This is a genomic window from Sphingomonas sp. (assembly GCF_017304635.1).
In the GTDB taxonomy this organism is placed as follows: Bacteria; Pseudomonadota; Alphaproteobacteria; order Sphingomonadales; family Sphingomonadaceae; genus Sphingomonas.
In genome coordinates this window covers 324,451-350,673 of record NZ_JAFKMA010000001.1, presented here as the reverse complement: position 1 = coordinate 350,673, position 26,223 = coordinate 324,451, and the positions used below count along the sequence as shown (strand labels likewise).

The following is a 26,223-nucleotide window of genomic DNA, read 5'->3' as shown; positions in this document are numbered from 1 at the left end:
CGTCCGTCTGGCATGATTCGTTGCTATTTGGTCGGCCGTCCCTGAATCGGGGCGGCGAGGATCGATTATGCGGCCCGGGACCGAGCGATCAAGCGTATTCGATGACAGATTTATTAAATAAAAAAGTTGACTCGCCGAACCCGCGGAAATCGGCGACTTCGCATGTAGACTACTGATAAGTAAAGGTTTTCAAACCTGTTCGGCTGTTAACCTCGCCGAATCGCGCAGATATCCGTGGTGCCGCCGATTCGTTCGAATATGCGGTATGGCGAGTGCCGGGACGTGGCTCCGAACGCCGGCAAACGGACACGAAAAAGGCCGCCGGCGATGCCTCGCCGGCGGCCCGAATCGATCGTCGAAGCGGACGCTTAGAGCGCGCCGAGACGCTTCGTCAGCCGCGCGAACTTGCGGCTCGCGGTGTTCTTGTGGAGCACGCCCTTGGCGACGCCGCGCTGCAACTCGGGCTGCGCCGCGGCCAGTGCCGTCGTCGCCGCGGTCTTGTCGCCGGCCTCGAGCGCTGCCTCGACCTTCTTGATGAAGGTGCGGATACGGCCGACGCGGTTGCCGTTGACTTCGGCGCGACGTTCGTTGCGACGGATGCGCTTCTTGGCTTGCGGCGTGTTCGCCATGAAAGTCCTCTAAATTTCGCGAGAAAATGGAACGGGCACGACCATAGCCGCGCCCGGAAGCGCTGGCCCTTAGCGACGGTTGGGGATTCGGTCAACCTTTGTGGTTCGGCGGGGCCGAACCGGGCCGGTGCCGCGATCTAGGACTGACACGTCGGGCACCAGAAGGTCGAGCGCCCGCCCTCAACATATCGGTGCACCAGCCCGCCGCATCCGCACGGCTCGCCCTCGCGGCCATAAACGGCGAACTGCTTCGAGAAATAACCGAGATTGCCGTCGGGATGCGCGAAGTCGCGCAGCGACGACCCGCCCGCCTCGATCGCGGCATTGAGAACGTCGTGGACCGCGACGACCAGCCGGTCGAGCCGCGCTGTGCTGATCCGCCCGCCCTCGCGCTTCGGCGAGATGCCCGACGCGTAGAGCGCCTCGCACACATAGATGTTGCCGAGCCCGGCGACGATCCGCTGGTCGAGCAGCAATTGCTTGATCGAGGCGAACCGCCCGGCGAGCGCCTGCTTCAGGTACACGCCGGTGAAGTCCGGCCCAAGCGGCTCCGGCCCCAGCGTGCGGAACGCCGGGAAGTCCGCGACGGTCTCGCTCGCGACCAGGTCGACCGATCCGAACCGGCGCGGATCGTTGAGCGCGACTCGCCGTCCGCCCGCCGTGTCGATCACCAGATGATCGTGCTTTTCCAGTTCGCCCGGATCGACTCGCCAGCGCCCCGACATGCCGAGGTGGAAGATCATCGTGTCGCCGCGATCGGTCTCGACCAGCCCGTATTTGGCGCGCCGGCCGAGCCCCGTGACGGTCGCCCCCGTCATGCGCTGCGCGAGATCGGGCGGGAACGGCCGCCGCAGGTCGCCGCGCCGCGTCACGACATGCGTCAGCCGCTGGCCCTTCAGGACGGGGGTCAGGCCACGGACGGTGGTTTCAACTTCGGGAAGCTCGGGCATCGCCATCCTCTACCGCCGGCCGTGCTCCTGCGGAAGCAGGAGCCCAGGGCCACAGGCGGCATCACGCATTACTCTGGGCTCCTGCCTTCGCAGGAGCACGTGGGGGTTTGCGCTATGCCCGCGCCCCGCTACAGCCCGCCGCATGAACGACACCGTCTCCTTCGGTTACGAAGACGTCTCGCCCGAGGAAAAGACTCGCCGCGTCGGCGGGGTCTTCGCCAGCGTCGCGAGCAAGTACGACGTCATGAACGACGCCATGTCGGGCGGGCTGCACCGCGTGTGGAAGGACCTGTTCGTGCGCCGGGTGAAGCCGCGCGCTGGGGAGGCGATCCTCGACATGGCGGGCGGCACCGGCGACATCGCGTTCCGGCTGGCCGCATCGGGCGCGGCGGTGACCGTCGCCGACATCAACCCGGCGATGCTGGAGGTCGGGATCGAGCGCGCGGCGAAGCGCGGGATCGCCAGCGGGCGCGAGCCCGACACTGGGACTCTCGTCTGGTCGGAGGCCAATGCCGAGACGCTGCAATGGCCCGACCGCTTCTTCGACGCCTATACCATCGCGTTCGGCATCCGGAACGTGACCGACATCCCGAAGGCGCTGCGCGAGGCGCACCGCGTGCTGAAACGCGGCGGGCGGTTCTTCTGCCTCGAATTTTCGACCACGCTGTGGCCGGGGTTTGGCGAGGTGTACGACGCCTATTCGCACCATGTCGTGCCGCGCGTGGGGCGGGCGATCGCGGGGGACGCCGACAGCTATCGCTACCTGATCGAATCGATCCGCCGTTTCCCCGACATGGAGCGGTTCAAGGCGATGATCGGCGAGGCCGGCTTCGTCCAGACGCGCGTCGAGCCCATGCTCGGCGGGCTGGTCGCGATTCACAGCGGCTGGAAGATCTGATGGGGAGCTTTCTTCTCCCCTCCCGCAAGCGGGAGGGGAATTAGGTGACTTCGTCCGTCGTCCATACCTGGCGCCTGCTCAAATGGGGCCGCATCCTCGCGCGGCACGGCGCGCTGCGGGGGATCGAGCGCGATCCCAACACGCCGCCGCGCCTGCGCCGGCTGGTCAAGCTAGCGAGGGTAGGCGCGCGCGTGCCGGCGGTGCCGCGCTACGCCGACGCGTTCCAGGCGATCGGTCCCGCCGCGATCAAGCTCGGCCAGACGCTGGCGACGCGCCCCGATCTGGTCGGCGAGGAAGCCGCGCACGATTTGATGCGCTTGCAGGACGCGCTGCCCCCCCTGCCGTTCGAGACGATCCGCCGCGCGGTCGAGGCTGGGCTCGGCAAGCCGATCGCGGCGATGTTCTTGGAATTCGACGAGGAGCCGGTCGGCGCCGCCTCGATCGCGCAGGTCCACCGCGCGGTCACGCTCGACGGGCGGCAGGTCGCGGTGAAGGTGCTGCGCCCGCGCGTCGAGGAGGAATTCACCCAGGCGATCGACACCTATCAATGGGCGGCGGCGCAGACCGAGGCGATGGGCGGCGAGTTCGCTCGCCTGCGCCCGCGCCTCGTCATCGAGACGTTCAAGCGCTGGACCTCGCGCGAGCTCGATTTGCGGCGCGAGGCGGCGTCGGCGTCCGAACTGGCCGAGGCGATGCGCGCCGAGCCCGATTACATGGTCCCCGCGATCGACTGGCAGCGGACCAGCGGCACCGTCCTGACGCTCGAATGGATCGACGGGGTCAAGCTCAGCCATCGCGACCGGCTGATCGCCGCGGGCCACGACCCGAAGAAGCTCGCGACGACGCTCATCAACGCGTTCCTGCGCCAGGCGATCTCCGAAGGGTTCTTCCACGCCGACATGCACCAGGGAAACCTGTTCGCCACGCGCGACGGGCGGATCGCGGCGATCGATTTCGGGATCATGGGCCGGATCGACCGCCGCGCACGGGTGTGGCTGGCGGAGATCCTCTACGGGCTCATCACCGGCAACTATAAGCGCGTCGCCGAAATCCATTTCGAGGCGCAATACGTTCCCGCGCACCATAACGTCGCCGAGTTCGCGACGGCCCTGCGCGCAGTCGGCGAGCCGATGCGCGGGCTCCCCGTGAAAGACATGTCGGTCGGCATGATGCTCGACGGGCTGTTCCGCATCACCCGCGATTTCGACATGCAGACCCAGCCGCACCTGCTGCTGCTGCAGAAGACGATGGTGATGGTGGAGGGCGTCGCCACCAGCCTCGATCCCGACATCAATATGTGGGACGCCGCCGCGCCGTTCATCCGCGAGTGGATCCGGACCGAACTGGGGCCGGAGGCGGCGGTTGCGGACCGCATCATCACCGACCTGCGCACGCTCGCCCGCCTGCCCGACCTCGTCCGCCGGATCGAAGCGCGCTACCCGGCCGCGGGCGGCGCCCCCCCCGCCCCGCCGCTCAAGGAGATCCAGGTCGTGCGGCTGGGCGGCGGCTGGCGCTACGTCGCGGTGGCGGTGCTGAGCGCCGCGATGGCGGTGGCGGCGACGTGGCTGTTGCTGCGGTGATTTCGGCAGGGACCCGCGCCGGACGGATCGCGACAAGGGTCGACGAGTGACCATCTGGCTTGCGCGACCGACGCGCTTCGCCTTCCTGTCGCGAGGCCGGGCGCGGCTCGCGCTGGCCGCGCTCGCCTTGCTGCTGGCAGGCGCGCTGACGTCGCTCGCCGCGCCACAACCGGCCGCGGTCGCCAGCGGCACGACCGCCAACCGCGCCGACGACCAGGCCGACGTCGTCCTCTACGAATCGATCGTCGAGGATATCCGCCACGGGGGCAATTACTACGCGGTCGCCGCGGAAGAGTTGCGCGAGGGCAATTATCCGATGAAGCCCTTCGTCACCTTCCGACTGCCGACGCTGGCGATGGTGCAGGCGATGCTGCCGCATTGGGCGGTGATCGTGCTGCTCTACGCGCTGGCGGCCGGCGTGATGGCGGCATGGTTCGTCCGCCTGCGCCCGACCTTCGCACGGCCGCCGCCACTGGTCGTGGCGATGGTATTGCTCGCCGGCGGGCTGGCAGCGTTCGTACAGAGCGACCTTGCCGCCTTCCATGAGATCTGGGCCGGGCTGTTGATCGCGCTCAGCCTGGCGCTGCGCCGGCCCGGGCGCTGGATGGCGGCGGCCGGGATCGGCGCGCTGGCGATGCTGATCCGCGAGACCGCCGCGCTGTACGTCGCGGTGATGGCGGTGGCGGCGTGGATCGACGGCGATCGGCGCGAGGCGGCCGGCTGGGCCGCGGGGGTGGCGCTGCTCGCGGTGGCGGTCGTCGCCCACGCCTATGCCGTCGCGGCCGTGGTCAAGCCGCTCGATCCCAGTTCGCCGGGCTGGTCGGGCATGCTCGGCTTCGGCTTTTTCGTCGAGGCGATGACCCTGTCGACGGCGCTGCGGCTTGCGCCGGCCTGGCTGGCGGCGGGATTGATGGCGCTGACCCTGTTCGGCTGGGCGGGCTGGCGCGACGCGACGGGGCTGCGGGCGCTGGCGACGTTCACGATCTACGCCGCGTTGATCGCCCTGTTCGCTCGGCCCGACACCTTCTATTGGGGGCTGATGGTGGCACCCACGATTCTGGTCGGCCTGGCCTTCGCGCCCGACGCGCTGCGCGACGTCATCGCCGCCGCCTTCCCGAAGCGGCGCAGGATCACGGTCACGCGGCTGACATGACGCGCATCCTGCTCATCGTCGGCGGCGGCATCGCGGCGTACAAGGCATGCGAGCTGGTCCGGCTCGCACGCAAGACGGGGATCGAGGTGACCTGCGTGGTCACCGCCGCCGGCCAGCAGTTCGTGACCCCGATGACCCTCGCCGCGCTGAGCGAGAACCCGGTCTACACCTCGCTCTGGGACCTGAAGGACGAGGCCGAGATGGGCCATATCCAGCTCAGCCGCCAGGCCGACCTGGTCGTGGTCGCCCCCGCCACCGCCGACCTGATGGCGAAGATGGCGGCGGGGATCGCCGACGACCTCGCCACCACCCTCCTGCTCGCGACCGACAAGCCGGTGCTCGCCGCGCCGGCAATGAACGTGCGGATGTGGCGGCATCCGGCAACCGTGCGCAACGTCGCGACGCTGCGCGGCGACGGCGTGACCGTGCTCGACCCCGACGAGGGCGCGATGGCGTGCGGCGAATACGGGCCCGGCCGCCTGCCCGAGCCGGCCGCGATCCTGGCGGCGATCCAGGCGAAGATCGGCGGCTGAATGCTGGCCGGCCGCCACGTCATCGTCACGGCCGGGCCGACGCACGAGCCGATCGATCCGGTCCGCTATCTCGCCAATCGCTCGTCGGGCAAGCAGGGGTTCGCGATCGCGGGTGCGCTGGCGACGCTGGGCGCGCGGGTGACGCTGGTCGCGGGGCCGGTGACGCTGGCGACCCCGCCCGGCGTGGACCGCGTCGATGTGGAAACCGCGGTGGAGATGGCGGCCGCGGTGAAGGCCGCGCTCCCCGCCGACGCCGCGGTGATGGTCGCCGCGGTCGCCGACTGGCGGGTCGAACGCTCGGTCCAGAAACTGAAAAAGGGTGCGGGCGGCGCGCCCATGCTCGCCCTGATCGAGAACCCCGACATCCTCGCGACGCTCAGCCGCAGCGCGAAACGCCCCCGCCTGGTGATCGGCTTCGCCGCCGAGACCGAGCGACTGGTCGAGCATGCCCGCGCGAAGCTGACCAGGAAGGGCGCCGACTGGATCGTCGCCAACGACGTGTCGGGTGACGTGATGGGCGGCGACGCCAACACCGTGCACATCGTCACGCGCGACACGATCGAAAGCTGGCCGCCGCTGCCCAAGGACGAGGTCGCCGCGCGGCTGGCCGCCCGGATTGACGCCGCGCTTAACCAGCCGGATTAACGCGAGCGAAGGCGCGAGTGCGCTTTGCCTGGCGCGACAACGGGGGATAGATCGTCGCCATGGCCCATTCGATTCGCATCGCCGTCAAGCGCCTGCCCAATGGCGGCGGCCTGCCGCTGCCCGCTTATGCCAGCGCCGGTGCCGCCGGGATGGACGTCGTCGCCGCCGAGAGCCTGCGGCTCGCGCCCGGCGCGCGGGCGGCGGTCGCGACCGGCTTCGCTATCGCCATTCCGGAGGGGTATGAGGTGCAGGTGCGGCCCCGCTCCGGCCTCGCGCTCAAACATGGCCTCACCTGTCTCAACACGCCGGGGACGATCGACCACGATTATCGCGGCGAGGTGAAGGTGATCCTCGCCAATCTGGGCGAGGAGACGTTCGCGATCGCCCGCGGCGACCGCATCGCCCAGTTGGTGCCCGCCCCCGTGCTGCGCGCCGAGCTCGACGAGGTCGACGATCTGGACGAGACCGCGCGCGGCGAAGGCGGGTTCGGCTCGACGGGTGTCTGACCCCACCCCACTCAGCGATGCCGACCTGACGCGCTTCGCCCGGCATATCGTGCTGAAGGAGATCGGCGGCGTCGGCCAGGCGCGGCTGCGCGCGAGCCATGTCGTCGTGATCGGCGCGGGCGGGATCGGATCGCCGGCGCTGCAATATCTGGCGGCGGCCGGGATCGGGCGGATCACGATCGTCGACGACGACGCGGTCGACCTGTCCAACCTCCAGCGCCAGACCGTGTTCGGCATGACCGACATCGGCAACGGCAAGGTCGACGCCGCCGCCGCCGCGCTCGCCCGGATCGATCCCGCCGTCACGATCGTGCCACAGGCCGTCCGGATCGAGGCGAGCAACGCCGCCGAGTTGCTCGCCGGCGCCGATGTCGTGCTCGACGGCAGCGACAATTTCGCGACCCGGCTGGCGGTCGCCGATGCCGCGTTGGCCGCGCGCATTCCGCTCATTTCCGCTGCCGTCGCGCAGTTCGAGGGACAGCTCGCGGTCTATCGCGGGTGGGAGGCCGACAAGCCCTGCTACCGCTGCTTCGTCGGCGACGATCCCGACCGGCCGGAAGTGAGCTGCGCGGAGATCGGCGTGCTCGGCGCGATGGCCGGCGTCATGGGCAGCCTGGCCGCGCTGGAAGTCGTGCGCGCGATCGTCCCGTTCGGGGAGGATCCGGCCGGCAAGCTCCTGCTCGCCGACGCCCTCGCCTTCCGCTTCCGCACCCTGTCGCTACCGAAGGACCCCGGCTGCCGATGCCACAAGCCCGGCTAGACCCGTCCGCCATCCACCCGCAGGCGGCGCATTTCGACTGGATCTATTACAAGAGCTGGCTGTCGCTGTGGCTGCACGCGCCCGACGACGTGCTGCACATCCATGCCGGGCTGCTGATCCTGGTGGTATCGGCATGGGTGCTGCGGCGACCGCCCTGGGACTGGCGGCCGTACATCATCGTGGTCGCGATCGAATCGGCCAACGAACTCTACGACGTGTTCCAGACCGCCTATGTCACCGACGAGGGCAATTGGGCGTCGGCATGGCACGATTTCTGGCTGACGATGCTATGGCCGACCGTGATCCTGGTCGCGTTCCGCTGGCTGGTCCGGCGCGGCGAGCGGCGCGCGCTCGTTCCCGACGCCTCAACCGTCGAGCAGCGCCTTGGCGAAGACGCGGACGTGCGGACCGATATCGGGCCGGCCTAGCGCGATCGCCAGGTTCGCCTCGATATAGCCGGCCTTGTCGCCGCAATCGTAGCGTTTGCCGTCGAAGGTGAAGCCGTGGAACGGCTGTTTCCCGATCAGCTGCGCCATCGCGTCGGTCAGCTGGATCTCGCCGCCCGCCCCGCGCACCGGATTGTCGAGGATCTTCATCACCTCGGGCTGGAGGATGTAGCGGCCCGGCGTCATCAGGTTCGACTTGGCGGTGCCCAGTGGCGGCTTCTCGATCACTTCCAGCACTTCGGTCAGCCGGCCGTCGACCTTGCCCGGCGTGATGATGCCGTATTTGTCGGTCTGGTCGGCCGGCACTTCGAGCGCGCCGATCAGGTTGCCGCCGACCTTGTAATAGGCGTCGGCCATCTGCTTGATGAAGCCGGGCTTGCCGACCATCAGCTCGTCGGGGAGCAGCACCGCGAACGGCTCGTCGCCGACGATCTCGCGCGCGCACCACACGGCATGGCCGAGCCCGAGCGGCTCCTGCTGGCGGATATAGACCGGCGAGCCCGGCTTCTGGCGGATGCCATCGATCAGCGCCATCGACTTGCCCCGCGCGCGCATCGTCGCCTCGAGCTCGTACGACACGTCGAAATGATCCTCTAGCGCCGACTTGCCGCGGCCGGTCACGAAGATGATCTGCTCGATCCCTGCCTCCAGCGCCTCCTCGACCGCATACTGGATCAGCGGCTTGTCGACGACGGTCAGCATTTCCTTCGGCATCGCCTTGGTGGCGGGAAGGAAGCGCGTGCCGAGCCCGGCGACGGGGAAAACGGCCTTGCGGAGTGGTTTGATGGTCATTGCCTGCTCTCGAATAAGGTCGGCGCGGATTAGAGCGTGGGACCGCCGTCCGCAATCGGCGGCTTCCTACTCGCGGTTTCGTGAAGAATGATTTAGGCGCGGCCGCCATGCCCGATCCCTACAAGATCCTCGTCATCTTCGGCACGCGTCCGGAAGCGATCAAGCTGTTCCCGGTGGTGCGCGCGCTGGCAGCGACGCCGGGGATCGCGGTGCGGACCTGCGTAACCGCGCAGCATCGCGGGCTGCTCGACCAGGTGCTGGCGATCGCCGGCCTCACGCCCGACATCGACCTCGACCTGATGGAGCCGGGGCAGACGCTCGACCGGCTGACGGCGCGGTTGCTGACCGGGCTGGGCGAGGTGATGGACGCGGAGCGGCCCGACCGTGTGCTGGTGCAGGGCGACACCGCGACCGCGATGGTCGGCGCGCTGACGGCCTATTACCGCAAAGTGCCGGTCGGGCATGTCGAGGCGGGGTTGCGCTCGGGCGACATCTACCAGCCCTGGCCGGAGGAAGTGAACCGCCGCATCGTCGCGCCGATCGCCGACCAGCATTACGCGCCGACCGACACCGCGGCGGCGGCGCTGACGGCGGAGAATATCGATCCCGCGACCGTCCATGTAACGGGCAACACCGTGATCGACGCGCTGCACTGGACCGGCGAGCGGATCGCGGCCGACCCGTCGCTCGCCGCTAGGCTGGACGATATCGCCGCGCGGTTCGCGGGCAAGCGCATCGTGCTGGTGACGACGCACCGACGGGAGAATTTCGGCGACGGCATGACCAATATCGCTCGCGCCATCGCCCGCATCGCCGAGCGTCCGGACGTCGCGGTGCTGTTCCCGATGCACCCCAATCCCAATGTCGGCGCGGTGATGAACGCGAACCTGGGCGATCGCGCCAACGTCGCGCGGATCGAGCCGCTCGACTATCCGCATTTCATCCGCGCGCTCGGCCTGTGCCACCTCGCGCTGACCGACTCGGGCGGGGTGCAGGAGGAGGCGCCCGCGCTCGGCAAGCCGGTGCTGGTGATGCGCGACACGACCGAACGGCCCGAGGGCGTCGCCGCCGGCACCGCCCGTCTGATCGGCACCGACGAGGATCGTATCGTCGCCCAAGTGTCGCGCCTGCTCGACGACACGGCCGCCTATGATGCGATGGCGCGCGCCCACAATCCGTTCGGCGACGGCCACGCGGCCGAGCGCATCGCCGCGATCATCCGAGCCACGATCTAAGGAACCTTTCGTGAAATTCCTCGTCACCGGCACCGCCGGCTTCATCGGTTTCCACGTCGCCAGCAAGCTGCTCCAGGCCGGGCACGAGGTGCTGGGGATCGACAATTTCTCGACCTATTACGACGTCGCGTTGAAGGAACGGCGCAACGACATCCTGTCGAACCACGCCAATTTCCGCGTCGCGCGCGTGTCCATCGACGACATGACCGCGTTCGCGGCGGAGTGGGAAGCGTTCCGGCCCGACGTCGTCATCCACCTCGCCGCGCAGGCCGGCGTGCGCTACTCGATCGACTATCCCGAAGCTTATGTGCAGTCGAACCTGATCGGCACCTTCAACGTGCTCGAGCTCGCGCGGCGGACCAGGCCGCGCCACCTGCTCGCCGCCTCGACCAGCTCGGTCTACGGCGCCAACACGAATATGCCATTCACCGAGGACCAGAAGGTCGCGACCCCCCTCACCTTCTATGCCGCTACCAAGGGCGCGACCGAGCTGATGGGGCACAGCTACGCGCACCTGTTCGGGGTGCCGACGACCTTCTTCCGCTTCTTCACCGTCTATGGCCCGTGGGGCCGGCCCGACATGGCGTTGTTCAAGTTCGCCCGCGCGATCGACCGTGGCGAGCCGCTCGACGTCTACAACCGCGGCGAGATGGTTCGCGACTTCACCTATGTCGAGGATCTGGCCAAATCGGTCGTCCGCCTGGCGACCGACGCGATCCCCGGCACCGAACCGGTCGAGGGCGACAGCCTGTCCCCGGTCGCGCCGTGGCGCGTGGTCAACATCGGCCAGGGCGAACCGGTCAAGCTGATGGACTATATCGCCGAGGCCGAACGCGCGATGGGCAAGCCCGCGATCCTGAACCTGATGCCGATGCAACAGGGCGACGTGCCGGCGACCGAAGCGTCGCATGCGTTGCTCAAGCGCCTGACAGGCTACGCCCCCAACACCCCGGTCAGCGTCGGCGTGCCGGCGTTCATCCGCTGGTACAAGGAGCATTACGCGACCGCCAGAGGTATCGATTAATTGCGCAATTGCGAGTAGCCCGACTGAGCCCGCTCGATCGAGGTCGCGTTATCACCTTATGTTCAAAAGATTATTTACCAAAGAGCAAGTCAAACCGTCGGTCCCCGACGGCATACGCGTCTACGCCGTCGGCGATATCCATGGGCGTGCCGATCTTCTCGAACAAACTCTTCAGATGATCGACCGCGATTCGCAGGACATCCTGCCGGCGGCGCGCCAGATCATTTTTCTCGGCGATTATGTGGATAGAGGCCCGGCGTCGGCGGACGTGATCGACGTACTGATCGCACTTCGCTCCCTTTGGCCCAACGTACATACGTTAGGCGGCAACCATGAGGAATTGTTCCAGTTGGTGCTGGAAGGCAACGATCGTGCGAATCAGCAGTTCGCTATGGTCGGAGGTCGTGAGACCGCGCTGAGTTATGGTATTGATCCACAAGCATATGAACGAAGCTCATGGGACGAACTTCACCAGCTAATCATAAACAGCGTTCCGCCATCGCATATCGAGTTTCTGTCACAGCTGGAGTTGTCAGTCGAGATCGGCGACTATTTCTTCGTGCATGCGGGCGTCCGGCCCAAAGTTGCCCTTGCCGATCAAGAGGCAAGCGACCTACGCTGGATCAGAGAAAGCTTTTTAAAATCAAACGCAGACTTCACGAAGATGATTGTCCATGGCCACAGCATTTCATCAGACGTTGACTTTCGACGCAACCGGATCGGCATCGATACCGGCGCCTATCGGACAGGGCACCTCACAACGTTAATATTAGAAGGCACTAATCAACGTGTATTTCAAACCGCAGGAGATCAGGGCTGATCGAGCGGCAGGTCGGCAGGTCGCCGTATCGCTCCTTTCGGCATTTGCTCGATTTTGGCGATTTCCGCTTCCATTAACTTGGCCCGGCACTTGGGGCAGGGATGAGTACCGTCCGACAACAAGCCTCCATCAAGGTGGCGCGCCGGCCCGAGCCAGAATGCCGGCGCACTCGACATATCATAGCCCGCATTGGCCAACAGATAGAGGCTCAACCGATCGGCCTCTTCCTCCGTTTCTCGAATCATCCGTCCACTTTTACCAAACATTCTCCCGAGGCCACGATCGACGCCTGCTTTGTCTAGGCGGGCACGATGGTGCAAGATATTGTGTGCGAGTTCGTGAGCCAAGACGACCGCTAAATCGTCATTTTTATCGGCCAGCCTGACCAAACCAGTAGATATTAAAATACTATTACCATCTGCTGATGCAGCCTTACTCGATTTTGACGAAACCAGAATTGACGAAGCGCAGCCCCTTTTCGCAAAGATACGCGTACGATATTCAACGCCATGCCTTCGATATTCGATGTCGATCGCGCCAGAGGCAGATTGGTCGATCATGGACTGGACGACCTTGACACGATTTGCAGTGACCACGGGGAAGCTATTGCCGGCCAAAGCGTCGGCAATCCGCCGACCATTTATCGCCAGCATCTCGTCTCCGTCCTGCAAACCCGCTTGCCAAGCCGGACCTTCGGGCTCGACCGTCTCAACGCCGATCTCGCCATCAAGCGCAAAGGCGGCTGACACGAGCTCACGCTGCGCTGGTGGAAATTGACGGATGTCGGTCAATACGGCACCGATGCGCCAAACCAACTCGTTACACAGTGGCGCGTTTGCCACTGTGAGCCGAAAAACCGCCTTATCGACTTGAGCGTCGATTCTTTTCAGATCTGCATAAGCCGTTGCCGTCGCGCCCATACCGGCATCCATCTGAGCACCAGCCGGCGCGACGATGCGACCACCACCAGACGCGAAAATAATGAGCACCAAGCCCGCAACGAAATCTTTACGCATGTGGATACTTATCCTGTCTTACAGGTGCGCCGGCAATCGCTAAAAGTGCAGTGACCACGAATGTAACAAGCAAATCTAAAGGCAGTTCGTCGATACACGGGTTGACGCGCAGCAATTGAACGTAGATAGGTCGTCCACGCCACGTCGCTTTGCAATCGGCGATGCAGGAGGGCGGAACATCCGCTTGCGCCGTGGGTTGGAAGCATGAGTTTCAAAAGGGAGTGCTTTAATGAAGCTTCGTAAAATGGCGAGCCTGGCTATGACTGGCGCTCTTATGGCCACGGTACCGGTCTCCGGTGCCAGTGCGGCTGCGGTGCGTGCGTCGCAGGCGGTGCCGGCGAAGGTGAGTGCTGATGATGCTCGCCGTGAAGTCGGTGGTCAGCAGAATGCAAATCAGTTGCATGGCACGGGCGCGATCGTCGCGGTGCTCGCTCTGCTTGCGATTGCTGGCGGCATTGTCGCAGCGACCAGCGGCAGCAGCAAGCCGAAGTCGCCCTAGTTTTTAGGGTGCAATCTTACCGATTGCCGAAGGCTATAAGAAAACATGGCGCCGACTGGTTCGGCGTCATGTTTTTTTTGGCCTGCTTGCTGGCTGGTGGCGGAGGCGCTCATCAGCCAGTAACTGGCGCGATTCTTGAAATCAGCGCCGCCGGCTTGATCGCGGCGCTAATTAGTGCTCGCCTGTTGGGGCGGGCCCAATTCAATGTGCCGCCAGCATCGCTGCTTGTGCTGTTTGGCGGCATAGTATTGCTCGTCGCTGCACAACTCATTCCCTTACCTTTCAATATTTGGTCCGCTTTGCCCGGACGGACATTTGAAGCCTCGGCGCTAGACGCAGCGGGCTTGTCGCGTATGTCAATGCCGATATCGTTGCTGCCTTGGGCGACTATGCAATGCGCTTTGGCATTGCTGCCCGCGGCAGCTGTCGTCTTGGTTGCGGTGCGACGTTCGCAGTCATGGGTTGGGCTTGCGCTGGCCGTTGTGATAGCCGGTGCGGTATCGGCACTTTTACAATGTTTGCAGATGGTAGGAATCGGCTGGGTGGCGCCTTGGCGCCTGGCTCAAGCGGATACTCCGGCCGGACTCTTCATCAACAGCAATCACCAAGTGGACTTGCTGGCTGCGGCCATGTTGTTTGCCGGTTGCATTTGCCGTGAAGTCCGCCGCGGCGGGTTTCCAACGATCGACCGCCAGATTCGTCGGTTCGCGCTGCCTGGCGCGGCCGCATTTGTCTTATTCTTATCGGCGATGATCGTGGCCTCCGGTTCCCGAGCAGCGCTAGCATTCGTTGTTCCGGCTGCGATTCTGGCAATTTCCGTTGCTGCCTCATGGGATCGCTTGTTCCGCCTCACATTGATCGCGTTGGTGCTGCTGGCTCCAGTAATGATAGCGGTATTCTACGGCTCAGTCGATTTGCCAAGCTTTCGAAGCGCTGCCGGCCTGGATCACGAGACCCGAATTCAGTCGATTGGCGATTTATTCTACACGTTGTCAACTTATTTCCCGGCTGGCTCGGGATTTGGGACTTTCGATGTCGTGTTTCGTCATGCTGAAAGTCTTGACCTCGTAACTGATACTTATCTTAATCACGCGCATAATGACTACCTCGAAATACTTATTGAAGGTGGTGTAATAGGCGGTGTAGTGGTCATTTACGCCCTTAGCATCATCATATTTTACGCAATTAAGAAAGAACGCCTCAAGTTCACGACACGCCAGGATAACTTAGGTCGAGCATCGGCGGCAGCACTGTTATTCCTTGCTTTACATTCGATCGTTGACTACCCGATACGTAATTATAGCATATCGGCAATGACAGCTTTACTACTGGTCATGCTCTGCTCACGATCAAAAGAGGCCGAAGATCGACGCGAGATGCATAAGCGATGATGGCTTCGTCGACGACCGTCCGTGTATTGGCGCTAGCAATAGTGGCGGCCTTTTCGGTAGTCTGCATGTGGTTTTCGGCATCGGCTGCCGTTGACGGCAAGAGCGGCGCAACGGCCCTGCGGTTCCTGACTGCCGGGCCGCAATCGCTGGCAGATTCGGCAGAACGCGCGTTTGCCAAAAAGGATGCGGCACGCGCTTTGCCTTGGGCGCTCGATGCGGTGCACGCATCTCCGATCGCGGCACGCCCACTGCGCCTGCTGGGAAAGATTAACGGCGCGATGGGCAATTATCGTCGCTATGACGACCTGATGACGCTGGCCGCCGCCGCCGGTTGGCGCGACGCGCCGACTCAAAGCTGGGCACTTGAACGTGCAATTACCACGAACGACATGACCAATGCGGTCGAACGTGGCGAAGCGTTGATCTTGAACGATAGCGCACGCACCGAAGTGCTTACCGTGTTCCGGGCGCTTTCCGCGTTACCAGCGGCGCGCCGGATACTTGTCGAACGACTCACATTACAGCCCGATTGGCGCCCTTGGTTTTTCGAGTTACGCGGCAATGTGACAACGGACCAGTTGGTTGGAACGGCGGCGATTCTCGCCGCCTTGCAAACGACGAACGCCAGAGCAACGCCGGCAGAAGCTCGTGCGACGCTGGCGACATTGGTCAACACTGGCAAGTTTGATCTCGCTTGGACGCTGCATGAGCAGTTGTTCGGCCGGCGCGCTGCGGATCAGCCATTGATTGACTCCGGCTTTGGCCGCCCCGACGCGGATTACAAGCCCGGAGGTGACGCCACCATATTCGACTGGACTATCCTGGATCAGGCGGGAGGCGAGGCAAGTATCGCACGCCAAGGCGAGTTTGCGCATAATCCGGCCCTCGCCGTGACGATCGATACTCCGAGCGAATTGGTGTTGGCGGAACAGGTAACGGCGCTGTCACCCGGTCGTTACGCGCTGTCGTATCGCGCACGCTCCGATGCCCAAGATGCCGACCCCAAGGCGCGCTGGCAAATTTACTGCGTCAAGGATTCGAGCGCTCTTGATCCGGCCGAGCTGCCGACGCCATTGGGAACTGGCTGGACGCTCCAATCGATACGCTTCACTGTTCCGGCGGGATGTCCCGGGATCCGCGTCCGTTTGTTGGCTGAGCGTAGCGACAATCCGTTGAATTACTGGTTCGACGACGTGGTGATTCATCGAGCGCAATGACCGCTCGGCGATTGAGTCGTCATAAAGTTCGCTTAATAGCGGCATCTCACATACGGGGTTGAACGACTTTGTGCGGAATTGCAGGAATCTATGCCTATGGCGCCGCGAGCCCCGAAGTCGACGAGACGGAACTCATCCGAATTCGTGATCGGATGGTCGCGAGGGGGCCGGATGGCGTTGGTCTTTGGCTCCATCCATATCGCCGTGTCGGCCTGGCACATCGCCGCTTGGCGATTATCGACCTCCATGCTCGCGCGTTGCAACCGATGCACTTTGCCGGGGACGACCTGACGATCGTCTTCAACGGTGAAATCTACAATTACCAAACGCTACGCGCGGAAATTGAGCAGAGCGGCTTCCACCACTTCCGCACGGCCAGCGACACGGAGGTGCTACTTGCCCTTTATGCACGCTATGGTGCGGGCATGCTCGATCGCTTGCGCGGAATGTTCGCTTTCGCGATCCATGATAGGCGAAACGACACGCTGTTTCTGGCGCGCGACCCCTATGGTATCAAACCGCTCTATTTCTCAAACGAATCGGGCGCGTTTCGATTCGCATCCTCGGTCAAGGCGTTGATCGCCGGCGGCGGTATATCGCACGACCGTGATCCGGCCGGTCTGGTCGGTTTTCAATTGCTTGGCTCCGTGCCAGAACCATTCACGATCTATCGTGCGGTGAGCGCCTTGCCGGCGGGTAGTCATATGACAGTGGGCGGTGGGGGGGCCGGCAAGCCGATTCGCTGGGCCAGTATCGCTGCGCGATTGTCGGACGCACGCGCCGCTCACGAACCGGTCGACGCCGTCGTCGCCCAGGCGGCGCTCGACAGCGTCCGCGCACATATGGTGGCGGATGTCGAGGTCGGAACCTTTCTGTCAGCGGGCACCGATTCTGGCGCCTTGCTCGGACTCATGCGCGATGCGGGCGCTTCACGCGTGCGCGCGATCACGATCGGCTTTGAGGAGTTGATCGGAACCCCGGCCGACGAAGTGCCGATCGCCAGCGAGGTCGCTCGTCACTATGGCGCCGAGCACCATGTCGAGACGATCACGCGCCAGGATTTCGCCGACGCCCTGCCCCAAATTCTCGACGCGATGGACCAGCCCTCGATCGACGGGATCAACAGTTGGTTTGTCAGCCGAGCAGCAAGCAAGCTTGGATTGAAGGTCGTTTTGTCCGGCTTGGGCGGCGACGAGCTCCTGGCCGGATACAGCACATTCTCATCGGTTCCCCGAACCCGTCGTCTCGCTCGCTTGATGGGAACGGTACCGTTCGCGGGCCCGCTTGCCCGCTCGGCGGCCACCACGCTGGTACCGGGGTGGGCAGCGCGCAACCCGAAGGCACTAGGCGTCCTTCAGTTCGGCCGCAGTTGGGCGGGCGCATATTTGCTGCGGCGCGCCGTGTTGTTGCCGTCTGAACTTTCGGCTTCACTTGACGATGACGTGGTCCGCGAAGGTCTTACGAGACTGCGGCCGCTGGATTGTATCGCGGATACAATGCGTCCCGATCCGAAGAGCGACATCGCCCGCGTCGCTGCACTCGAAACCTCGAACTACATGCGGAACCAGTTGCTGCGCGATTCGGATTGGGCCAGCATGGCGCACTCGCTCGAGTTGCGTACGCCGCTAGTCGATTGGGAACTATTACGGCAAATCGCTCCGGTGACAGCAAAACTGGCCAGTGGAGCAGGTAAGGCCGCACTGGCGAAAGCCCCCTCGCGTCCCCTTCCCCGCGCCTGCAGCGATCGCGCCCGGACGGGATTCACGGTGCCGATCGGCCAATGGCTCAATCCTCGCCAGGATGCGCCGAGCCGGCTCGATTCGCGCGCGTGGTCGAGCGAGGTCGCCCAAGCCTTCGCTTGACGTCCACTTATGCACATCCTGTTCCTGACCCATTATTTTCCGCCCGAAGTGAACGCGCCTGCGTCGCGGACGTGGGAGAATGTCCGTCTGTGGAAGGCGATGGGCCATCGTGTGACCGTCGTGACTTGCGCACCCAATCACCCAAACGGCATCGTCTATCCTGGATACCGTAATCGGTGGTTTCAGCGCGAAACAATCGAAGGAATCGACATTATTCGTGTCGGCATCCTGTTGTCCGCCAACAAAGGTATGATCCGTCGGACATTGTCGTTCATCAGCTACATGATCGCGGTGATACTCAATGCTTGGCGGATCCCGTCGGCGGACATCGTAGTTTCGACGTCGCCGCAATTTTTTTGCGGGCTCGCCGGAGCGTTCTTCCAGCGCCGGCGGCCTTGGGTGCTCGAGATACGTGACCTGTGGCCGGAAAGTGTCGTGGCTGTCGGCGCCGCGAAACATTCGCCAATTACGCGATTTTTCGAAGCGATCGAACATTGGGCCTATCACCGCGCGGACCGGATCGTGGCGCTGTCGCCAGCGTTCGTCGGCCACATCCAGCGATGGCGGCCCAAGGGGGCCACCGTAGACGTTATAGAGAATGGCGTCGACCTTGCCTTTTACGATGTCGAGGCCGCCAAGCACGCCGGGCGCCGACTGCGCGCCGAACTCGGGTTGGGCGAGCGGTTCATCGCCGCTTACATTGGGACGCACGGCATGGCGCATGGCCTGACGGCTCTGCTCGATGCCGCCGAGTTGCTGCGCGGCCGGCTCGATATCGTCATCCTGATGGTCGGCGACGGCGCGGAGCGGGACAGTCTAGCAAAAGCTGTGGCGCAACGCGATCTCGGCAACGTCATCATGACCGGCCAACGACCCAAAAGTGATATGCCGGGAATGTGGCAAATCTCCGACGCCAGCTTGGTTCTGCTTCGTCGCTCGGAAGCATTTGAAGCGGTGCTGCCGTCGAAGATGTTCGAGGCGATGGCGCTGTGCCGACCGATCGTCCTAGGTGTGGAGGGCGAGGCCAAAAGCCTGTTGGCACGAAGCGGCGCGGGCGTCGCCGTGGCTCCAGAGGACGCCGAGGCAATCGCCGAAGCGATCCGGATGCTGGCCGACGACCCTGCTGGCGCTCGTCGAATGGGAGAGAAGGGACGTCTTTTCGTCGAAATCCATCACGACCGACGGCGTCTCGCGGAAAAGTATGTTGCCATCCTCGAACAGGCCGTGGCTGACCATCGAGCGGGCCGATGATCGCGCGGGCATATGACAGACTTAGCCAAGCCTTTGCGTTCGTTCGACACGTTCCGGCCAGCCAGATCGGGTTCCGCATTCTGTTACGCATGCGTCGCACGCTGGAGCGTCACGGCGTCCGTCCGAGCGATCCTCCCGTGCCGGACCATGCGACAGGCCTTACGCCGCCAGTCTTCGCCCCACGCCGCGACTTGGCAACCATGGATGGCGATTGCTTGGTCACGCATTTTATAGGGACGACCGTCCCGCTTCGTTTGCCGATTGATTGGGGACACGTGCCCGCTACCCGATCACGTCAATTGTGGCGGATGAATCTGCATTACATGGAGTTCCTGGAAAGCGTGGACGATACGAGCTTCGTCGCGCTCATCGACAGTTGGATCGTCGCGAACCCGGTCTATCGACGTGGCAGCGATGCCGATGCTTGGAATGCCTATGCGCTATCGATCCGCGTGGTCGTTTGGTGTCAGCAATTGTCGGTGCGCCGTGACCGATTGCCATGTGATTTTTGTGCGCGACTGCTCGATTCGTTGGCGCACCAGATTCGTTATCTCCTGCGACATCTCGAGCGCGATATCGGAGGCAATCATCTCGTCAAGAATATCAAAGCCTTACTGATCGCAGCCTGTCATTTCGACGGCACTGAACCGGCACGGTGGAGCAAGCGCGGGCTGGTACTGCTGCGACAAGCATTACGGGATCAATTCCTTTCGGACGGTATGCATTTCGAACTGTCGCCGTCCTATCACTGCCAAGTCGTCGCCGATCTGCTGGAAATCCGTGCGGTCGTGGGACCTGCCGTCCAAAGCGAGATCACGGAGCTGCTCGAACCAGCCGTCAGGATAGTCGCCAACCTCACACATCCGGACGGCTTGGTCGCGCAATTCAGCGACGCGGGGTTGCACATGGCGTATTCCCCGGCAGAACTAGCCTGTGCTTTCGACGGCAATGGCAGGATCGAGCCTCACGATCGATTTACCCTGCCCTCGGCCGGATATTTCGGCTGCAGAGACGATGCCGGTAACGCGTTAATGATCGATGCCGGGCGGATCGCAGCGGATAATCTGCCGGCCCATGGACATGGCGACATATTCAGCTTCGAATGGTCCGTCGCCGGACGGCGGATGATCGTCGATCAAGGCGTCTACGAATATATCGACGGAGAGCGCCGCCGCACCAGCCGCACGGCAGCATCGCACAACACCTTGTCGATCGCCGGTATGGATCAGGGCGAGTTCTTCGGCGCTTTCCGTCTCGGGCGCCGCGCTGCGGTCGAGACTGAATACCGATATGAAGAAGACCGTGTGATCGTGACGGGAACGCACGATGGATACGTGCGGTATCGCGGTCCGAAGGTCGTTCGTCGGTTCAACGGGACCGCCCGCTCGTTTCGGATCGACGACCAGATCGACCACCTTTCTACCGCCCACGTTCGTACCTCGCTATTACTCGCTCCAGAGGTGTCGGCCGACCCAATTAGCGCTGGCAAAGTGCGGATTACCTGTGGCAGGGCGACCGCCGTCATCGCAGGTCCGTTCGAGTTCGATATCGAGCCGGCCGTATGGTGGCCCGACATGGGAATTGAGATACCGACCAAGCGATTGGTGATGGCATGGCCCCGCGATGTGGTAGCCGCCTCGCTGACGTTTGCCACGCAAGACGGACCGATACAGTGAAGCAGATCGAGCAGAACTACCGAAGCGGCGTCCTCCGTGTGATCGATGCGCCGGCACCGCGTGTGGGCGCAGGACGAGTACTGGTTGCAACAAGCACATCGCTCATCAGCGCCGGTACCGAGAAGCAGATCGTCGACCTGGCGAAATCGTCGCTAGCTGGTAAAGCGATCGCCCGCCCCGACCTCGTTCGCCAGGTCATGCGCAAGGTCCGCGCCGAAGGGCTTGCCCCGGTTGCCCGCAAGGTCTTCGCAAAGCTCGATACACCCATCCCGTTGGGTTACAGCTTGGCCGGTACCGTGATTGAGGCCGGCGACGGCAGCGGCTTTTCGATCGGCGATCGCGTTGCCTGCGCCGGGGCCGGAACGGCCAATCACGCCGAGTACAATGCAGTTCCCAAGAATCTTTGCGTGCGCGTCCCTTCCAATGTCAGCGATGACGCCGCAGCGTTCGTCACGCTCGGCGCTATCGCCTTGCAGGGCGTGCGCGTCGCGGCGCCGACATTGGGCGAGACCGTTGTCGTCAGCGGGCTTGGTCTGATCGGATTGCTCACCGTACAATTGCTCAAGGCCAATGGCTGTGTCGTGATCGGGTTCGATCCCAACCCACGCCGTGCCGAACTCGCGCGCGAAATGGGCGCCGACATTGCGATCTCGACCGATCTGGCCTCGATCGTCGCACAGGCCACGGCCGGCAACGGGGCTGACGCCGTGATCGTGACGGCCTCGACGAAATCGAACGTTCCCGCGAACGAAGCCGCCGAGATCAGCCGTATGAAGGGCCGCGTTGTCATCGTCGGGATGGTCGGCATGGCGCTGGACCGCGAACCCTTTTACAAGCGCGAGCTCGATCTGCGGCTGTCGATGTCGTACGGACCCGGCCGGTACGATCCGGCCTACGAACAGCAGGGTCACGATTACCCGTTGCCGTATGTCCGCTGGACCGAGCAACGCAACATGGAAGCATTTCTGCGACTGGTCGCCGAGGGCAGAGTGACGCCCGATCGATTGATTACACATCGTTTTCCGATCGCCGACGCCACGGACGCTTACGCACTGATGGAGACGAGCGAGCCGTATCTCGCGATCATGCTCGATTATCCCGAAGACACGCGCAAGCCTCCCGAGCGAGCGATCTCCGTATTCGAGACAACGCGTGGGCAAACGGCGCAAGCCGGAGCGACTGCCTTTATTGGCTTCGGCAATTATGCGCGTTCGGTATTGCTGCCGGCCTACCGCGCGGCAGGTGGAGGCAGCTTGGATGCGGTCGTCACCTCGACGTCGATCAGCGCCTATGGTGCGGCAGAGAAATTCGGCTTTGCCCGGGCCGTAACCGATCCCGGCACGGTGTTCGCGGATTCTGCGATAAGCGACATCTTCATCGCCACTCGCCACGACAGTCACGCGGCACTTGCGGTGCAAGCGCTAGAAGCCGGGAAGAACGTCTTTCTCGAAAAGCCGCTAGCGCTCAACGACGAGCAACTCGATCGCGTCGAGGTCGCAGCGCGCGCAAGCTCGTCAGTCCTAACCGTCGGGTTCAATCGCCGGTTCGCGCCTATGACGATCGAAGCGCAAGCGCTGTTCGCGGATCGCCAAGCACCACTAGTAATGAATTATCGCATCAATGCGGGGCCAATCCCGCGCGAAAGCTGGGTGCACAGTAATGAAGGCGGTGGTCGGATCGTCGGCGAAGTCTGTCACTTCGTCGACTTCCTCAGCGCCGTGGCCGGATCGCCTCCAATGGAAGTCGCACGGTTCTGCCCACGGGGTCCCGACGCCAGCCTTGTTGCGGTACTACGCTTTGCCGATGGCTCGGTCGCCACAATCACGTACGCAACGGTCGGCGATGCCTCGCTCGCCAAGGAACGCATCGAGATATTCGGGCCCGGCGCGATCGTGGTGATCGACGATTTCAGCAGCATCGAAATCTCTCGCAATGGCAAGACGAAACGCCGGCGGGCGCGCCAAGACAAGGGACAAGTCGAGCTCGTCAAGCGCTTCTTAGCCGCCGCGCGCGGCGCCGCACCTGCGCCGATCGATCTTGATACGCTGCTCTCGGTAAGCCGCGCGACCATCGCGTTAGCATGACCGCCCCGTCAGAGGTACCAGCTCTGCGTACTTATGCAGGCGATCGGCGATATTACTGGAATCTGGAATCGCTTCGCTTCCTGTGCGCCATTCTGGTGACGATCGTTCATATTCCGTGGCCGACATCGCTGAAGGCCGTGCCGTTCATCCCTGAGGCCTGGTTGTTCGTCGATTTCTTCTTCGTTCTGTCAGGCTTCGTGATCGCGATGAACTATCGTGATCGCTTGCAGAGCTTAGGGTCGGTAAAACGTTTCCTGATACGACGCTTCTTCCGCCTCTATCCGCTTCATCTCGTTACCCTGTTGGCAATGGCTGCGTTGATCGCTGCGCGCAACCTAGTCGGCACGCCGGGAAGCGAGATAGGCCCGGCAACGGTCACAAAAGATTGGTCATGGCTCGTGCCGCTCAACCTTACGCTGTTACAAGCGATGGGGTTCACAAACCGACAGATCCTGAACGCGCCCAGCTGGAGCATCAGCACCGAATGGTTCGCATATTGCACATTTGCCCTGATCGCGTTGGGCTGTCGCCACCGCCTGCAGTGGTCGGTATGGTCGTTCCTTGCGATTGCCGGGATGGCGTTGCTGGCATGGCTCAACGGTCCGCTCGGCGTTGAAGGCGTTTTCGCGCACAGCTTCATCCGGTGTATCGCAAGCTTTGCACTCGGCGTGCTCGTGCAGATGGTGATCGACCGCAAATCGACATTCTCCCTCCCGCCGTCGATCGCCGGTTGGTCGCAGTTGGCTGTCATCGCGTGCGCACTCACCATGATCGCACGTACGGGATCAAACCAGTGGATTGGCTATTTTGTCCCTTTTGTCTTCGCCCTCCTCATCGGACTCATGGCGGCCGACCATGGGTCGATTGTACGACGCATATTGGAGATCAAGCCACTCGAACACCTCGGCAAACGATCCTATTCCATCTATATGGTCCATACTCCGATCGTAACGTCGATCGACTTCGTTTTGCGTCGTCTGCATCAGGGCGAATCGATCCTGGTCGGCAATGCCGCCGCACTGGTGTATTTAGCTTTCGTGATCGCGACATCCGAAATGACTTACCGGTATGTCGAACAGCCATGGCGCGTGTTCGGCCGCAAGGTTGCGGCTTAAGGTGGTTGCCATGACGTCGATCACCGCTGTCGTGCTTACCTTCAACGAGTCCGTTCATCTCGGCCGCTGCCTGGCACGGCTGCGGCCGCTCGCGGATCGACTCGTGGTGATCGACAGCTTCTCGACAGATGACACCGTCGCCATCGCGCGTGCGGCTGGCGCTGAGGTTTATCAGCATGCCTTCGTCAACCATGCGGCTCAGTTCGCATGGGGTCTCGAACAAGCGGCAGTGACGCAAGGTTGGGTTTTGCGGGTCGATGCCGATGAATACCTCGAAGACCAGTTGATTGCGGAAATCAGTGCCACCCTTCCCGGACTCCCGCCTGACGTCACCGGCATCGAAATGCGCCGCAAGGTTTATTTTCAGGGCCGGTGGATACGTTGGGGTGGTTATTACAAGACAGTTCTGACTCGCCTCTGGCGCGCCGGCGCGGCGCATGTCGAACAACGTTGGATGGATGAACACGTCGCTATGCTTCACGGCAGGACGATCTGGTTGAAAACCGGGGATCTGGTTGACGACAATCTTCGCGACCTGACGTGGTGGACCGATAAGCATAACAGCTATACGACGCGACAGATGGTCGAATTCCTTAACCTGGAATACGAGCTTATCCCGCGCAATGCGACAGCCGAACAGTTGAATGCCCGAGCCCAACGAAAAAGATTCATGCGCAATAGCATCTATGCGCGTAGCCCGTTATACCTTCGCGCTACCCTATATTTCCTGCAACGATATTTTTTGCGGCTCGGCTTCCTGGATGGTCGCCGCGGGTTCGTATTCCATTTCTTGCAGGGATATTGGAACTTCATGTTGATGGACGCCAAAGTCGATGAAGGGCGGCGTTACATCGCAGAGCATGGTCTCGATGCATTTCGTGCCCATCTGGCCGAGCGGTACAAGATCGTGTTGACCCCATCGGAAATCTGAATGGTTTTCGATAACAGACCCGTCATATTGACGTTGCTCGGCGTCTTCCAGCCAGGATTCGATGCGACCGGCCCCAACCAGAGCCTTCTGCGCATGGTCGACGCCCTTTCCGATCTATTTCGCTTCCGCATCGTCTCGATGCGACTCGGCAGCGAGCCGACCGGGCAATGGACGACGCTGCACGGTGTTGATCGTATCGCTTTGTCGCGCGACGCGTTCGGCGCTACTGGACTGCGCCGATTGCTGGCGACAACGCCGTATGACCTGCTGGTCTCGAACGGAATGTTCGACATGGAACTGACCGTGCCGGCGTTGGTACAGCGCCGGCTCGGGTTGATCCCGCGGCGCCCCATGATGGTGGCACCCCGCGGCGAGTTCTCGCCAGGCGCGTTTGCCCTGAAGCACGGCCGAAAGTCCTTGTTTCTCAAGGTGGCGCGATTCGGCGGGCTGCTTACCGACGTCGCAATCCAGGCGACGACGCTCGAGGAAGGCGAATATCTGCGGCGCGCCTTGATCGGCACCGGACCTATCCTGCTCGGTCCCAATATTCGACCGCTCGCCCCGATGCCGCCACGCGGCGACGAGATCGCGGGTGGGCGTCTGCGCGTCGCCTTTCTCAGCCGGATCGATCGCAAGAAGAACCTCACCTTGGCGCTCGATATTCTCGGACGTGCTGGAATCCCGATCGATTTCGACATTTACGGCCCTGTAACCGACGAGGCGTATTGGACGGAATGCAAGGTTGCGATCGCGGGCGCCCCACCAACACTGAGCGTCAACGTCCACGGGGCGATCGCGCAGAACAATGTCGTGGCAACGCTGGCTGGCGCAGACCTGTTTCTGCTGCCGACGATGGGTGAGAATTTTGGCCATGCGATCGTCGATGCGATGAGCGCGGGCACGCCTGTTCTGCTCAGCGACCAGACACCATGGCGTGGTCTGGCGACAAACGGCATAGGCTGGGACATTCCGCTGGATCGTCCCCAAGATTTTGTCGTCGCCGTTCGCGTGCTGGCGAACAGTTCGCCCACCGATCGAGCCGCACAACGCCAGCGTGTGCGTAGTTATATCGAACGTCGATTGAACCCGGCGGAAGATACGGCAGCACTTGCGAAATGCCTGTTCGAAGCTATGGGTCGCTCGCAATCCGTTGGCGATGCAGGCTAATGCCGCTCCGCAAGTCGACGCCGTTCGTCTCCGCTAGATAGAG

23 protein-coding genes and 1 pseudogene are annotated in these 26,223 nt (G+C 63.2%); 20 read left to right on the top strand and 4 right to left on the bottom strand.

The features are described 5' to 3' along the window. Positions 1-368: 368 nt before the first annotated feature. Together rpsT and mutM are read right to left on the bottom strand one after the other, a co-directional pair. Positions 369-629, bottom strand: a complete 261-nt coding sequence (gene rpsT / locus J0I47_RS01655) for a 30S ribosomal protein S20 (RefSeq protein ID WP_294044703.1) — start codon at positions 627-629, stop codon at positions 369-371. A gap of 137 nt (positions 630-766) precedes the next feature. After that, positions 767-1,579 (bottom strand): bifunctional DNA-formamidopyrimidine glycosylase/DNA-(apurinic or apyrimidinic site) lyase, encoded by an 813-nt coding sequence (mutM, locus tag J0I47_RS01650; protein WP_294044702.1) that lies wholly within the window; start codon positions 1,577-1,579, stop codon positions 767-769. Positions 1,580-1,721: 142 nt separating this feature from the next. Here mutM and J0I47_RS01645 point away from each other — a divergent pair, with 142 nt between their 5' ends. The 7 genes and pseudogenes from J0I47_RS01645 to J0I47_RS01615 all read left to right on the top strand — a co-directional run bounded on the left by J0I47_RS01645 (position 1,722) and on the right by J0I47_RS01615 (position 8,082). Then, the gene (locus J0I47_RS01645) at positions 1,722-2,477 is read left to right on the top strand and encodes a class I SAM-dependent methyltransferase (RefSeq protein WP_294044701.1); all 756 of its coding nucleotides are present in this window, start codon (positions 1,722-1,724) and stop codon (positions 2,475-2,477) included. A gap of 44 nt (positions 2,478-2,521) precedes the next feature. After that, positions 2,522-4,057: a 2-polyprenylphenol 6-hydroxylase gene (ubiB, locus tag J0I47_RS01640; protein ID WP_294044700.1), complete on the top strand. Its 1,536-nt coding sequence runs from the start codon at positions 2,522-2,524 to the stop codon at positions 4,055-4,057. Positions 4,058-4,103: 46 nt separating this feature from the next. After that, a complete protein-coding gene (locus J0I47_RS01635; RefSeq protein ID WP_294044699.1) occupies positions 4,104-5,210 on the top strand; it encodes a hypothetical protein in 1,107 nt (368 codons plus the stop codon). Beyond that, positions 5,207-6,388 (top strand): annotated as a pseudogene (coaBC, locus tag J0I47_RS01630) (bifunctional phosphopantothenoylcysteine decarboxylase/phosphopantothenate--cysteine ligase CoaBC). The gene J0I47_RS01635 and the pseudogene coaBC overlap by 4 nt, the downstream one beginning before the upstream one ends. 59 nt (positions 6,389-6,447) lie before the next feature. Continuing rightward, positions 6,448-6,894 (top strand): dUTP diphosphatase, encoded by a 447-nt coding sequence (gene dut, locus J0I47_RS01625; RefSeq protein WP_294044698.1) that lies wholly within the window; start codon positions 6,448-6,450, stop codon positions 6,892-6,894. After that, positions 6,887-7,654 (top strand): molybdopterin-synthase adenylyltransferase MoeB, encoded by a 768-nt coding sequence (moeB, locus tag J0I47_RS01620; RefSeq protein ID WP_294044697.1) that lies wholly within the window; start codon positions 6,887-6,889, stop codon positions 7,652-7,654. Before dut ends, moeB begins: the two co-directional genes overlap by 8 nt. Further along, a complete protein-coding gene (locus J0I47_RS01615; RefSeq protein WP_294044696.1) occupies positions 7,636-8,082 on the top strand; it encodes a hypothetical protein in 447 nt (148 codons plus the stop codon). Before moeB ends, J0I47_RS01615 begins: the two co-directional genes overlap by 19 nt. Here the strand turns inward: J0I47_RS01615 and galU are convergent. Then, entirely contained in the window at positions 8,020-8,892 is an 873-nt protein-coding gene (gene galU, locus J0I47_RS01610; RefSeq protein WP_294044695.1) for a UTP--glucose-1-phosphate uridylyltransferase GalU, read from the bottom strand. The genes J0I47_RS01615 and galU overlap by 63 nt on opposite strands. A 107-nt stretch (positions 8,893-8,999) precedes the next feature. Between galU and wecB the strand changes: the two genes are divergently transcribed. The 3 genes from wecB to J0I47_RS01595 are packed head-to-tail and all read left to right on the top strand — an operon-like array spanning position 9,000 to position 11,971. Further along, entirely contained in the window at positions 9,000-10,127 is a 1,128-nt protein-coding gene (gene wecB, locus J0I47_RS01605; RefSeq protein ID WP_294044694.1) for a UDP-N-acetylglucosamine 2-epimerase (non-hydrolyzing), read from the top strand. Between the two features lie 10 nt (positions 10,128-10,137). After that, positions 10,138-11,151, top strand: coding sequence for an NAD-dependent epimerase/dehydratase family protein (locus J0I47_RS01600; RefSeq protein WP_294044693.1), 1,014 nt, complete (start codon positions 10,138-10,140; stop codon positions 11,149-11,151). A 58-nt stretch (positions 11,152-11,209) separates the two neighbouring features. Next, a complete protein-coding gene (locus tag J0I47_RS01595) occupies positions 11,210-11,971 on the top strand; it encodes a metallophosphoesterase family protein (protein ID WP_294044692.1) in 762 nt (253 codons plus the stop codon). Here J0I47_RS01595 and J0I47_RS01590 read toward each other — a convergent pair. Further along, positions 11,962-12,987, bottom strand: a complete 1,026-nt coding sequence (locus tag J0I47_RS01590; RefSeq protein WP_294044691.1) for a M48 family metalloprotease — start codon at positions 12,985-12,987, stop codon at positions 11,962-11,964. The two genes, J0I47_RS01595 and J0I47_RS01590, sit on opposite strands and share 10 nt — an antisense overlap. Before the next feature lie 229 nt (positions 12,988-13,216). Between J0I47_RS01590 and J0I47_RS01585 the strand changes: the two genes are divergently transcribed. From J0I47_RS01585 to J0I47_RS01540, 10 genes are all read left to right on the top strand, one after another. Next, the gene (locus J0I47_RS01585) at positions 13,217-13,486 is read left to right on the top strand and encodes a hypothetical protein (RefSeq protein ID WP_294044690.1); all 270 of its coding nucleotides are present in this window, start codon (positions 13,217-13,219) and stop codon (positions 13,484-13,486) included. A 23-nt stretch (positions 13,487-13,509) separates the two neighbouring features. Further along, on the top strand, positions 13,510-14,877 hold the full coding sequence (locus J0I47_RS01580; RefSeq protein ID WP_294044689.1) for an O-antigen ligase family protein: 1,368 nt from the start codon (positions 13,510-13,512) through the stop codon (positions 14,875-14,877). Further along, the gene (locus J0I47_RS01575; protein ID WP_294044688.1) at positions 14,874-16,094 is read left to right on the top strand and encodes a hypothetical protein; all 1,221 of its coding nucleotides are present in this window, start codon (positions 14,874-14,876) and stop codon (positions 16,092-16,094) included. The genes J0I47_RS01580 and J0I47_RS01575 overlap by 4 nt, the downstream gene beginning before the upstream one ends. 68 nt (positions 16,095-16,162) lie before the next feature. Further along, complete coding sequence (gene asnB, locus J0I47_RS01570) at positions 16,163-17,956, top strand: asparagine synthase (glutamine-hydrolyzing) (protein WP_294044687.1); 1,794 nt, start codon at positions 16,163-16,165, stop codon at positions 17,954-17,956. A gap of 9 nt (positions 17,957-17,965) precedes the next feature. Next, positions 17,966-19,207, top strand: coding sequence for a glycosyltransferase family 4 protein (locus J0I47_RS01565; RefSeq protein WP_294044686.1), 1,242 nt, complete (start codon positions 17,966-17,968; stop codon positions 19,205-19,207). A gap of 89 nt (positions 19,208-19,296) precedes the next feature. Further along, the gene (locus tag J0I47_RS01560; protein ID WP_294044685.1) at positions 19,297-20,883 is read left to right on the top strand and encodes an alginate lyase family protein; all 1,587 of its coding nucleotides are present in this window, start codon (positions 19,297-19,299) and stop codon (positions 20,881-20,883) included. Next, on the top strand, positions 20,880-22,967 hold the full coding sequence (locus J0I47_RS01555; protein WP_294044684.1) for a bi-domain-containing oxidoreductase: 2,088 nt from the start codon (positions 20,880-20,882) through the stop codon (positions 22,965-22,967). The genes J0I47_RS01560 and J0I47_RS01555 overlap by 4 nt, the downstream gene beginning before the upstream one ends. Further along, complete coding sequence (locus tag J0I47_RS01550; protein WP_294044683.1) at positions 22,964-24,082, top strand: acyltransferase; 1,119 nt, start codon at positions 22,964-22,966, stop codon at positions 24,080-24,082. The genes J0I47_RS01555 and J0I47_RS01550 overlap by 4 nt, the downstream gene beginning before the upstream one ends. A 10-nt stretch (positions 24,083-24,092) precedes the next feature. Further along, entirely contained in the window at positions 24,093-25,013 is a 921-nt protein-coding gene (locus J0I47_RS01545; RefSeq protein WP_294044682.1) for a glycosyltransferase family 2 protein, read from the top strand. After that, positions 25,014-26,180 carry a glycosyltransferase gene (locus J0I47_RS01540; RefSeq protein WP_294044681.1) on the top strand — a complete coding sequence of 389 codons (1,167 nt, stop codon included), beginning with the start codon at positions 25,014-25,016 and terminating at the stop codon, positions 26,178-26,180. Positions 26,181-26,223 lie beyond the last annotated feature (43 nt).